The organism is Streptomyces sp. CB01881 (assembly GCF_002953255.1).
Lineage (GTDB): Bacteria > Actinomycetota > Actinomycetes > Streptomycetales > Streptomycetaceae > Kitasatospora.
The window spans coordinates 8,218,492-8,229,904 of the sequence record NZ_CP026498.1 but is presented as its reverse complement, the minus strand read 5'-3'; the positions used below and the strand labels follow the sequence as shown (position 1 = coordinate 8,229,904).

The 11,413-nt window shown below is 72.4% G+C and carries 10 protein-coding genes; 2 read left to right on the top strand and 8 right to left on the bottom strand.

Going from position 1 to position 11,413, the window contains the following annotated elements; genetic code table 11:
* Positions 1–80: 80 nt before the first annotated feature.
* The 6 genes from mreD to C2142_RS25875 form a co-directional block, all read right to left on the bottom strand.
* Positions 81–722, bottom strand: coding sequence for a rod shape-determining protein MreD (gene mreD, locus C2142_RS25900; RefSeq protein WP_148645166.1), 642 nt, complete (start codon positions 720–722; stop codon positions 81–83).
* 3 nt (positions 723–725) lie between these two features.
* The gene (gene mreC / locus C2142_RS25895) at positions 726–1,652 is read right to left on the bottom strand and encodes a rod shape-determining protein MreC (RefSeq protein ID WP_148645165.1); all 927 of its coding nucleotides are present in this window, start codon (positions 1,650–1,652) and stop codon (positions 726–728) included.
* Between the two features lie 96 nt (positions 1,653–1,748).
* Positions 1,749–2,774, bottom strand: coding sequence for a rod shape-determining protein (locus C2142_RS25890; protein ID WP_148645918.1), 1,026 nt, complete (start codon positions 2,772–2,774; stop codon positions 1,749–1,751).
* Positions 2,775–3,100: 326 nt separating this feature from the next.
* Positions 3,101–3,514, bottom strand: coding sequence for a nucleoside-diphosphate kinase (gene ndk, locus C2142_RS25885; protein WP_148645164.1), 414 nt, complete (start codon positions 3,512–3,514; stop codon positions 3,101–3,103).
* 115 nt (positions 3,515–3,629) lie between these two features.
* On the bottom strand, positions 3,630–3,968 hold the full coding sequence (locus C2142_RS25880) for a DUF4233 domain-containing protein (RefSeq protein WP_148645163.1): 339 nt from the start codon (positions 3,966–3,968) through the stop codon (positions 3,630–3,632).
* 2 nt (positions 3,969–3,970) lie between these two features.
* The gene (locus tag C2142_RS25875) at positions 3,971–5,362 is read right to left on the bottom strand and encodes a folylpolyglutamate synthase/dihydrofolate synthase family protein (protein ID WP_148645162.1); all 1,392 of its coding nucleotides are present in this window, start codon (positions 5,360–5,362) and stop codon (positions 3,971–3,973) included.
* Positions 5,363–5,537: 175 nt separating this feature from the next.
* On the opposite strand from C2142_RS25875, the gene wecB reads away from it, so the two are divergent.
* Positions 5,538–7,538 carry a UDP-N-acetylglucosamine 2-epimerase (non-hydrolyzing) gene (gene wecB / locus C2142_RS42025; RefSeq protein ID WP_346766394.1) on the top strand — a complete coding sequence of 667 codons (2,001 nt, stop codon included), beginning with the start codon at positions 5,538–5,540 and terminating at the stop codon, positions 7,536–7,538.
* Between the two features lie 235 nt (positions 7,539–7,773).
* Positions 7,774–9,249, top strand: coding sequence for a glycosyl hydrolase family 18 protein (locus C2142_RS25860; RefSeq protein ID WP_241003271.1), 1,476 nt, complete (start codon positions 7,774–7,776; stop codon positions 9,247–9,249).
* 31 nt (positions 9,250–9,280) lie between these two features.
* Here the strand turns inward: C2142_RS25860 and C2142_RS25855 are convergent, their stop codons facing one another.
* Together C2142_RS25855 and C2142_RS25850 are read right to left on the bottom strand one after the other, a co-directional pair.
* Positions 9,281–9,808, bottom strand: coding sequence for a hypothetical protein (locus C2142_RS25855; protein WP_153882820.1), 528 nt, complete (start codon positions 9,806–9,808; stop codon positions 9,281–9,283).
* A 266-nt stretch (positions 9,809–10,074) separates the two neighbouring features.
* On the bottom strand, positions 10,075–11,413 hold a 1,339-nt coding region (locus C2142_RS25850), incomplete at its 5' end, for a class I tRNA ligase family protein (protein ID WP_148645915.1).

Genomic DNA, 11,413 nt, shown 5'->3' with positions numbered 1-11,413 from the left:
TTGCGGACGCGAAGGGCGTTGCGGGCGCGAAGGGCCTTGCAGGCGCGGGGTGTCACGGGCACGGTGTCACGCGCGCGGTGTCACGGGCGCTTGGCGAAGCCGAGCGAGCGCTTCTTCCGGTAGCCCGGCCCGGACGACGCCTCACGGGTGGTGCGGTAGCGGGCCAGCGTGCCCAGGCCCGGTCCGCCCTCGTCGTCCCCGGCGGCGGCGGCCACCGGGTCCTTCCCGAAGCGGCGCCCGACCAGCATCACCACGGGCACCACGAACGGCGCCAGCAGCAGGTCGTACAGCAGGGCGGTGACCACCAGGCTGCCGAGGCCGACGTGGCGGGCGGCGGTGTCGCCGACCAGGGCGCCGACCACCGCGTACAGCAGCGTCGAGGCGACCGCCGCGGCGGCCACCACCAGCAGCGCGCTGGAGACCGAGCGCTGGCGCCCGTGGTCGGGGCGCAGCAGCCCGGCGGCGTAGCCCATCAGACAGAGCACCAGGGCGTAGCGGCCGATGGCGTGGTCGGAGGGCGGTGCGAGGTCGGCGAGCAGGCCGGCCGCGAAGCCGACCAGGCAGCCGCCGGTCGGGCCGTAGACCATGGCCAGGCCGACCACGACGAGCAGCAGTATGTCCGGGGTGGCGCCCGGAAGCTGGAGCCGGCCGAAGACGCTGACCTGGAGGATCAGGCCGAGCAGGACGAGGACGGCGGAGACGGGGATGCGGGCGAGGCGCATGGCTCAGTTCCCCCCGGAGGGCTTGGCGGGCGGTGCGGCGGGGGCCGCGGGTGCCTGGCCCTGCGGGGCGGGCGCGGGCGGCAGGACGGCGTCACGCGGGTCGGTGCGCGGCGGTACCACCACCACGCCGACCAGGTCGAGCCGGGTGAACTGGACGAAGGGCTCGACCAGGACGGTCTTGGTGAGCTGGCCGGGGTTGGCCTCGACCTGGACGACCTTGCCGACCGGGACGCCGGGCACGAACGGGCGGCCGCTCTGCGAGCCGAAGGTGACCATCCGGTCGCCCTCCTTCACCTGGGCCTTGCCGTTGAGCAGGGAGACCTTCATGGCGCTGGTGCCGCCGCCGGAGGCGAAGCCGATCTCGCCGCTGCTCTCCAGCCGGGCGCCGGCGCTGAAGCCGGGGTCGGAGGCGAGCAGCACGGTGGAGGTGGTCGGGGCGACGGTGGTGATCCGGCCGACCAGGCCCTGACCGTTGATCACGGTCATGTCCCGGGTCAGGCCGTCGTCGCTGCCGGCGTCGACGGTGATGGTCCAGGAGAAGCCCTGGGCCGGGCCGATCGCGATGACCTGTGCGGCCTTGACGGTGTATCCGCCGGCGCCGGCGGTGCGCAGCAGGTCGTCGAGCTGCTTGGTGCGGGCGCCGGCCGCGTCGGAGGAGGCCAGTTTCTGGCGCAGCTCGGTGTTCTCGCGGGCGAGCTGGTCGGTGCGGCCGCTGTGGGTGGCGGCGTCGCGGAAGGCGCGGACGGTGTCGGCCACCGGGTCGACCGCGGTGGCGGCGCCGCGCTCGACCGGGCCGAGGACGCCGGCCGCGGCGCGGCGGGCGCCGCCGAGCGGGGAGCTCTCACCGCCCTTGATGTCCACGGTGATCAGCGCGAAGGCGACGGCCACCAGCAGGATGAGCAGCAGCCGGCTCTCTCGTGTGTCCCTCACGGTGCTGGTACTGCCCCTTCGTACCTGGCCGCCCACCCGGGCCGTGGGGCCCGGGCGGTGGGCCGTTCAGTTGAGTTACGGGTTTCGTCGGTTGTGCTAACGGCGCGGCTGGGCGTCGAGTACCTGCTGGAGCGCCTCGAACTCCTCGACGCACTTGCCGGAGCCGAGGGCGACCGAGTCGAGCGGGTTCTCGGCGATGTGGATCGGCATGCCGGTCTCGCGGCGCAGCCGCTCGTCCAGGCCGCGCAGCAGGGCGCCGCCGCCGGTGAGGACGATGCCGCGGTCCATGACGTCGCCGGCCAGCTCGGGCGGGCACTGGTCGAGGGTGGTCTTGACGGCGTCGATGATGGAGTTGACCGGCTCGTCGATGGCCTCGCGGACCTCGGCGGCGGAGATGACGACGGTCTTGGGCAGGCCGCTGACCAGGTCGCGGCCGCGGATCTCGGCGTGCTCGTCCTTCTCGCCCTCCAGCCCGAAGGCGGAGCCGATGCTCATCTTGATCTGCTCGGCGCTGCGCTCGCCCAGGAGCAGCGAGTACTCCTTCTTGATGTGCTGGACGATGGCGTTGTCCAGTTCGTCGCCGGCGACCCGGATGGACTGGGCGGTGACGATGCCGCCGAGCGAGATGACGGCGACCTCGGTGGTGCCGCCGCCGATGTCGACGACCATGTTGCCGGTGGCCTCGTGGACGGGCAGGCCGGCACCGATCGCGGCGGCCATCGGCTCCTCGATGATGTGCACCTGGCGCGCGCCGGCCTGCGAGGAGGCCTCGATGACGGCGCGGCGCTCGACCCCGGTGATGCCGGAGGGCACGCAGACCACGACCCGGGGGCGGGCCAGGTAGCGGCGGCGGTGGATCTTGAGGATGAAGTAGCGGAGCATCCGCTCGGTGATCTCGAAGTCGGCGATCACGCCGTCCTTGAGCGGGCGGATGGCGACGATGTTGCCCGGGGTGCGGCCGATCATCTTCTTGGCCTCGGAGCCGACCGCCAGGATTCCGCCGGTGTTGGTGTTGACCGCGACGACGGACGGCTCGTTGAGGACGATCCCCTTGCCCCTGACGTACACCAGCGTGTTGGCGGTTCCGAGGTCGATCGCCAGGTCGCGGCCGATGAACGACAGGTTGGTTGCCATGGGGTGTAGGTGCCTTCCCGGGCTCGGAGTCATTAGCGGGGGTGGACGAGAAGCATGCGCCCACGGCTTGGGCGGAAAACAGCTGACCAGCCGTACCGGGCCCTTGAGTCGCGTCCATCGTAGTCACGTCGGCCAGTACGGACGTCGGCGTGGGGCATACCGTCCATTGTCCGGAGCGTGATCGCTTCTCCGGGCATTGGGACGCCGTGTCGGCACCCCCAGTTCCCTATTTCACGATAAGAATGCCCCGGCCGGGCCAATGGTCCCGGCCGGGGCACCCGAAGGTCCCTCGGGCGTTTCGCCCGTGGTGGTTCTCAGGCGTGCGCCGGGAAGAAGATCTTGATCTCGCGCTCGGCGGACTCCGGGGAGTCGGAGGCGTGGATCAGGTTCTCGCGGGTGATCGTCGCGTAGTCGCCGCGGATGGTGCCGGCGCCGGCCTCCAGCGGGTTGGTCGCCCCGGCCAGCATGCGGATGCCGGGCACGACCTCCTCGCCCTCGACGATCAGCGCGATGGACGGGCCGGAGGTCATGAACTCCAGCAGCGGCTCGTAGAACGGGCGGCCGACGTGCTCCGCGTAGTGCTGCTCCAGCGTCGCCCGGTCGAAGGTGCGCAGCTCGACGGCGGCGAGGCGCCAGCCGGCCTTGCGCTCGATGCGGCTGATGATCTCGCCGGCCAGGCCGCGGCGGACGGCGTCGGGCTTGAGCAGGACGAGAGTGCGCTGGGACACGGTGCGTCTCCTGGGAAATCGGTTCGGCTTGCACTCGGTTCGTGGCGCGGAGTGCGACTACCGCAGAGGTTACCTTGCGTGAGCGGCGGCTCCGGCCGCCCGCCCGGGGCCTGGTCTAGGCCACCTGGGCAGCGGCGCGGGCGGCCTTGAACTCGTCGATCCTGCGGCCGTAGTGCACCGAGCACCACCACAGGCCGGCGAAGACCACTCCGAGGGCGAACATGGTCGGCAGGATGAAGCCGCTGGCGATCAGGCCGATCTGCAGCGCCCAGCCGAGGGCGACCGCGCCCGGCCGGTTGATCATGCCGCAGAGTGCGATGCACAGGGCCATGACGACGCCCGTGACGGTCCAGACGGTGGCCGTCGGGATGTCGGAGAGCTGCATCGCCACCAACCCCGCGAACATCGCCAGCAACGCCTCGCCGATCAGCGTCGAGGAGCAGAGCGTCCTCATCGTCACTTCCTCCCGAGGAGCAGGCGGGCCTCGCCCACCGTGATGACCGAACCGGTGACCAGCACCCCGGCACCGCCGAGGTCGCCCTCCTCCTCGGCGAGGGTGACGGCGGCGGCGATGGCGTCGTCGAGCCGGGGCTCGACCTGGACGCGGTCCTCGCCGAAGATCTCGACGGCCAGGGCGGCCAGGGCGTCCACGTCCATCGCGCGGTGGGTGGAGTTCTGGGTGATGACGACCTCGGCCAGGATCGGCTCGAAGGCCTCCAGCAGGCCGGCCACGTCCTTGTCGCCGCTGGTGCCGATCACGCCGACCAGCCGGGTGAAGCCGAAGGCCTCGCCGATCGCGGCGACGGTGGCCTGGGCGCCGTTCGGGTTGTGGGCGGCGTCGAGGAGGATCGTCGGGCTGCGGCGGACGACCTCCAGCCGGCCCGGCGAGGCGACGCCGGAGAAGGCCTGGCGGACCTTGTCGACGTCGAGCTGCCCGCCGCGCGCGCCGCCGACACCGAAGAAGGCCTCGACGGCGGCCAGCGCCAGCGCGGCGTTCTGCGCCTGGTGGGCGCCGTGCAGCGGGATGAAGACGTCTTCGTACTCCTCGCCGCCGAGCCCGCGCAGCGTCACCAGCTGGCCGCCGATGGCGACCTCACGGCGGATCACGCCGAACTCCATGCCCTCGCGGGCCACGGTGGCGTCCACCTCGACGGCGCGGCGCAGGATGGACTGCGCGGCGTCCAGCTGCTGCTGGGCGACGACGGCGACGGTGCCGGTCTTGATGATCCCGGACTTCTCGACCGCGATCTCGCCGGTGGTGCCGCCCAGCTTGTCGGTGTGGTCCAGGCCGATCGGGGTGATCACCGCGACGGCGGCGTCGATCACGTTGGTGGCGTCCCAGGAGCCGCCCATGCCGACCTCGATCACGCCGACGTCCACCGGGGCGTCGGCGAAGGCGGCGTACGCCATGCCGGTCAGCACCTCGAAGAAGGACATCGGGACGGGCTGCTGCGCGTCGGTCATCTGCACGTACGGCTCGATGTCGCGGTAGACCTCGACGAACCGTTCGGGGGTGATCGGGGCACCGTCGAGGCTGATCCGCTCGGTGACGGACTCCACGTGCGGGCTGGTGTAGCGGCCGGTGCGCAGCTCGAAGGTGTTGAGCAGCTGCTCGATCATCCGGGCCGTGGAGGTCTTGCCGTTGGTGCCGGTGATGTGGATGGAGGGGAAGGACCGCTGGGGCTGGCCCAGGATGTCCATCAGCGCCTCGATCCGGTCGAGCGAGGGCTCCAGCTTGTTCTCCGGCCAGCGCTCGGAGAGCTCGATCTCGACGTCGCGCAGGGCGTCGCCGGGGCCGGCGTCGGCGGGGCGGAGGGTGTACGGGTTCGGGTCGGCCTTGTCGCTCACGACCACAGTCTACGGAGCGCTGGCGGGCCGTCCTCACGGGGTGAGAACGGCCACTTTGCCCTAATTTTCTAGTTTGCCCCCTTTACTATTGATTCAGCGAATTTGAGCCGCAATGAAGCATCGATTCGCAATCGTCAGGAGTCGCCAACCTTTGATCACGAGGAGAAACCGCGCCATGCTCGACACCCTGCACGACTGGATCGTGTTCCGGCAGGACGGCATCGTCCGGTTAGCCGGACTGGTCTCGCTGGCACTCGTCGGCTACATGGCCCTCGTCTTCGGACGCTTCCTCGTGTACTGGGCCGGCTCCCGGCACGCCTTCCGGAGCAACCGGCCCGCCGAACCCGGCGACCCGGCCGCCTTCGAGTGGCACCTGGCCGTCCCCTGCCGCGACGAGGAGGCCGCGGTCGTCCAGACCCTGGACGGGCTGCGGCACTCCGCCCCCGGGGCGCACCTGTGGGTGATCGACGACGACAGCGAGGACGCCACCCGCGCCCTGGTCCTGACCGCCGCCGACCGGGACGACCGGCTCCACCTCGTCCAGCGCCGCCGCCCGCACGCCCGGATCGGCAAGGGCGCCGCCCTCAACGCCGCCTACCGCGAGATCTCCGCCCGGCTGCCCGAGGGCACCGACCGCTCCCGCGTGGTGATCGGCGTCGTCGACGCCGACGGCCGGCTCGACCCGGGCACCCTCGCCCAGGTCTGCAACGGGAAGGCGCCCGGCCGCCCGGACACCGGCGCCGTGCAGATCGGCGTCCGGATGCGCAACGCCGACGACGAGCGGCCGCTGCCCGGGCGGGGCCGGTTCGCCAACGCGCGGGCCCGCGCCCTGGTGCGGATGCAGGACGTCGAGTTCCAGGCCAACAACGCCGGCATGCAGCTGCTGCGCCGGGGCACCGGCTCCGTCGGCCTCGGCGGCAACGGCCAGTTCCTCCGGCTCTCCGCACTGGACTCGCTCACCGCCGAGGAGGGCCGCGCAGGCCGCCCCTGGCCGGAGCGGGCGCTGCTGGAGGACTACGAGTCCGGGCTCGAACTGCGGCTCGCCGGCTGGCGGTTGACGCACATCACCGAGGCGGGTGTCCCAGGAGGGGCTGGTCTCGCTCCGGCGCTTCCTCACCCAGCGCACCCGGTGGGCCCAGGGCGACATGCAGTGCCTGCGCTACACCGGGCGGGTGCTGCGCTCGCCGCACTACCGCCCGGCCGGCAAGGCCCGCCCCGCCCGGAGCTGCTGACCGGTGTCGGCGGCCGCCCCCGGGCCGGCCAGATCGCCCAGTCGCTCGGCCAGCTCGACGCGGCCTTCGCCGAGGACCGGCCCGCCGCCGTCGTCGTCCAGGGCGACACCAACGCCACCCTCGCCGGTGCGCTCGCCGCCGGCGCCCGCGGGATCCCGCTGGTGCACGTCGAGGCCGGGCTGCGCAGCTTCGACCGGGCGGTGCCCGAGGAGCACAACCGGGTGATGGTCGACCACGTCGCCGACCTGCTCTGCGCCGCCACCACCGGGAACGCCGCCAACCTGCGCGCCGAGTCGCTGGACGAGGAGCGGATCGCCCTCACCGGGAACACCGTGGTCGAGGTGGTCCGCCGCCGGCTGCCCGACGGGGACGCCCGGGCCGCGCTGCTCGCGGCCCACGGGGTCGCGCCGGACGGCTACGTGCTGGCCACCGTGCACCGGCCGGAGAACACCAACACCGCCGGGGCGCTCCGCGCCGTCCTCACCGAGCTGGACCGGATCGCCCGGGCCAGGACGCCGGTGCTGTTCCCGATGCACCCGCACACCCGGGCCGCCGTCGAGCGGTTCGCCCTCGACGGCCTGCTCGCGCGGATCGCCGCCACCGGACCGGTCGGCTACGCGGAGTTCCTCGGCCTGGCCCGGCACGCCGCGCTGCTGGTCTCCGACTCCGGCGGCGTCCAGGAGGAGTGCACCGTACTCGGCCGCCCCCTGCTCGTCGTCCGCCGCTCCACCGAGCGCCCGGAGGCGGTGGACGCGGGCTTCGCCGCGCTCGTCCCGCCCGGCCCCGGGCTGGGCGACCTGGCCGCCGACTGGCTGGCCGACTCCCCCGAGCGGCTCGCCCGGCTGGCCGCCACCCCGAGCCCGTACGGCGACGGGCTGGCCTCCGCGCGGATCGCCGCCCTGACCGCGCGGCTGTCCGAACAGCCGGTGCCGGCGGCCGCCTGAGGCCCCGTCCTCTTGACAGCCGGATTGGTCTACTCCACCTTGTGAGGCAAGTCTCCTTCCCTGATGGGGACTTGAATTGTCGGTAGCTCCCGCACGCACACCATCGACACCCGGGCGGCTCCCCCCACGCGAGCCGCCCGGCCTCCCCCACAGGAGATGGAGTCATGCCACCTGCCCGACCCGCGCGCCCGCGCGCCCGCGCGCCCTCCACGGCCTGCTCGCCGGGGCCACCGCGATCGCCCTGGGCCTGAGCGGCCTCGTCCTCGCCGGCGGTACCGGCGCCCAGGCCGCCGACATCGACCTGATCACCAACGGCGGCTTCGAGTCCGGCAACCACCTCACCGGCTGGACCTGCTCCGCCGCCGTGCCCGAGACCGCCACCGTCCACTCCGGCTCGTTCGCGCTGCGTTCCGCCCCGGGCGCCGGCGACACCGGCGAGTGCGTCCAGACCGTCGCCGTGAAGCCGTCCTCGACGTACACGCTGAGCGGCTGGGTCCAGGGCTCGTACGTCTACCTGGGCGCCCGCGGCACCGGCGGGACCGATCCCAGCACCTGGACCAGCTCCACCGGGTACGCCAAGCTGGGCACCACCTTCACCACCGGGGCGAACACCACCAGCGTCACCGTCTACCTGCACGGCTGGTACGGGCAGCCCGCCTTCCTGGCCGACGACGTCTCGCTGGTCGGCCCGGGCGACCCGAAGCCCTCCCCCAGCTCCACCACCCCCACGCCCTCCCCGACGACGACCACCACCGTGACCGCCTCGCCGACCGGCACCGCGCCCCCCACCGCCACCCCGACCGGCCGTCCGCCGGGCCTGCCCAAGCACATCCTCACCGGCTACTGGCAGAACTTCGACAACGGCGCCACCGTCCAGCGGATCAGCGACGTTCCGGCCGCGTACGACATCATCGCGGTCTCCTTCGCGGACGCCACCAGCACACCCGGCGGCCTGGCCTTCACCCTGGACCCGACGCTCTCCTCGCGGCTCGGCGGCTACACCGAGGCGCAGTTCAAGGCGGACATCGCGGCCAAGAAGGCGGCCGGGAAGAAAGTCGTCCTCTCGGTCGGCGGCCAGAACGGCACCGTCTCCGTCAACAGCTCCGCCTCCGCCACCACCTTCGCCGACACCGCCTGGTCGCTGATGCAGGGCTACGGGTTCGACGGGATCGACATCGACCTGGAGAACGGGGTCAGCGCCACCTACCTGGGCCAGGCGCTGCACACGCTGGCGGCGAAGGCCGGCAGCGGGTTCGTGCTCACCATGGCGCCGCAGACCATCGACATGCAGTCGACCGGGACGGAGTACTTCAAGCTGGCGCTGAACGTGAAGGACGTCCTCACCATCGTCAACATGCAGTACTACAACTCCGGCACGATGCTCGGCTGCGACGGCCAGGTGTACGGGCAGGGCACCGAGAACTTCCTGACGGCGCTGGCCTGCATCCAGCTCAAGGGCGGGCTGCGGCCCGACCAGGTCGGGCTCGGCGTGCCGGCCTCCACCAGCGCGGCGGGCGGCGGGTACGTCGGCCCGGGCGTGGTCGACAACGCGCTGGACTGCCTGGCCGCCGGCACCAACTGCGGCACCTTCAGGCCCGACACCACCTGGCCCGGGATCGGCGGGGCGATGACCTGGTCGACCAACCACGACGCCAAGGCGGGCGGCGGGATCGCGGCCACCGTCGGCGCGCACCTGCACGCGATGCCGTAGGCCGACCCGCCCGGGGCCCGGGGACGGGGTGTCAGACCCCGGCCCGGGCCTCGGGGATCTCGGGGCACGGGCCGCAGTGCCGGCGGCGCAGCTCGGCGGTGATCTCGGCCAGCTCGCCATCCGGCAGGAACGGCAGCATCATGGCAACGCCCTGGAGCAGGCCGCCGAGCAGGAAGGTGGTGTCGGCGGTGGCCGCCACCAGCCCGCGGACCTCGCAGACGCGGCCGCCGGCGACGGCCTCGATCAGCCGGGCCGCGTCCGCGGTCTCCTCGTCCACGTCCACCGCTGCGGTGTCGGCCGGGGCGCGGCGGGCCATGGCATGCAGCACCCGGTCGCCGACCTCGGGCGCGTACGCCTTGCGGACCGCCTCGGCGGCGATCCAGGTGAGCAGGGTGGTGACCTCGCGGTGCGCGTGCTCGTCGAGGATCCGGTCCAGCGCCTCGTCGAACGCCAGCTGGTTTCCGTGCCGGAACGCGAGAAGCAGCATCGCCGCCCGGGCCTTGGCCTCGTCGACCGCCTCAGCAGGCAGTTCGTCGGCCAACTCCTTGGTCGCCACCACTCCATGCCCTCCCGTTCGATGCCGTCGGCTCAGCGGAACTCCTGCACACCGTACACATCCGACCTGCTAACTTCCGCGAACCCGCGCGGGCAAGACCGGAATGAATTCGGGCGGAATAAGACCTCACCCGGTCCAGGATGAATATTCGCCGGAAGGGAGCAACGCCATTGAGCTATTAGTAGCAGGAAAGGACGGGCGGTCCGGAAAAGCCGGAGGGGCCGCACCCCGCGTCGGCGGGATGCGGCCCCTCCTGGAGCCGGTGCGGATCAGGCCTGCGGCAGCGCCGCGAGCTGGGCGGTGATCCGGGCGATGTCGGCCTCGGCGGCCTCCTGGCGGGTGCGGATCTTGGCGACCACGTCGTCCGGCGCCTTGGCGAGGAACGCCTCGTTGCCGAGCTTGGCGGTGGTCTGGGTCTTCTCCTTCTCGGCGGCCGCGAGGTCCTTGGCCAGGCGCTTGCGCTCCGCCGCGACGTCGATGGTGCCGGAGAGGTCCAGCGCCACCGTGGCGCCGGCGACCGGGAGCGAGGCGGTGGCGGTGAAGCCGTCGTCGGGCAGGGTCAGGCGCAGCAGCGAGCGGATGGCGTCCTCGTGGACGGCCAGCACGGTGCCGTCCAGGCCGAGCCGCGCCGGGACCTTCTGCGCGGGCTGGAGGCCCTGGTCCGAGCGGAACCGGCGGACCTCGGTGACCACCTGCTGGAGCGTGGCGATCTCGGCCTCGGCCGCGGTGTCCCGGAAGCCGCTGTCCTGCGGCCACTCGGTGACCACCAGGGACTCGGCGCCGGTGAGCGTGGTCCACAGCGTGTCGGTGACGAACGGGACGACCGGGTGGAGCAGCCGCAGCGTGACGTCCAGGACCTCGCCCAGGACCCGGCGGGAGGCGTCCGCCTGCGCGCCGCCCTTGGCCAGGGTGGTCTTGGAGAGCTCGACGTACCAGTCGAACACCTCGTCCCAGGCGAAGTGGTACAGCGCGTCCGAGACCTTGGCGAACTCGTAGTCGTCGTACAGCGCGTCCACCTCGGCGACGGTGGCGTTCAGCCGCGACAGGATCCAGCGGTCGACCGCGGTCAGCTCCTCCGGCGCGGGCAGCGGGCCCTCGACGGTGGCGCCGTTCATCAGCGCGAAGCGGGTCGCGTTCCAGATCTTGTTGCAGAAGTTGCGCGAGCCCTTGACCCAGTCCTCGCCGATCGGCACGTCGGCGCCGGGGTTGGCGCCACGGGCCAGGGTGAAGCGGACGGCGTCGGCGCCGTAGGCGTCCATCCAGTCCAGCGGGTCCACGGCGGTGCCGGAGGACTTCGACATCTTCTTGCCGAACTCGTCGCGGACCAGGCCGGTCAGGGCGACGGTCTTGAACGGCGCCTGGCCGTCCATCGCGTACAGGCCGAACATCATCATCCGGGCGACCCAGAAGAAGATGATGTCGTGGCCGGTGACCAGGACGTCGGTCGCGTAGAACTTCTCCAGGTCCGGGGTCTTCTCCGGCCAGCCGAGGGTGGAGAAGGGCCAGAGGCCGGAGGAGAACCAGGTGTCCAGGACGTCCGGGTCCTGGTGCCAGCCCTCGCCGGCCGGCGGCTGCTCGTCGGGGCCGACGCAGACGACCGTCCGGGCC

Bases quoted from the DNA above. Each gene is read 5' to 3' on its own strand.
- mreD (WP_148645166.1), bottom strand. From the start codon at position 722: ATGCGCCTCGCCCGCATCCCCGTCTCCGCCGTCCTCGTCCTGCTCGGC.
- C2142_RS25880 (WP_148645163.1), bottom strand. From the start codon at position 3,968: ATGAGGACGCTCTGCTCCTCGACGCTGATCGGCGAGGCGTTGCTGGCG.
- wecB (WP_346766394.1), top strand. From the start codon at position 5,538: ATGCTCGACACCCTGCACGACTGGATCGTGTTCCGGCAGGACGGCATC.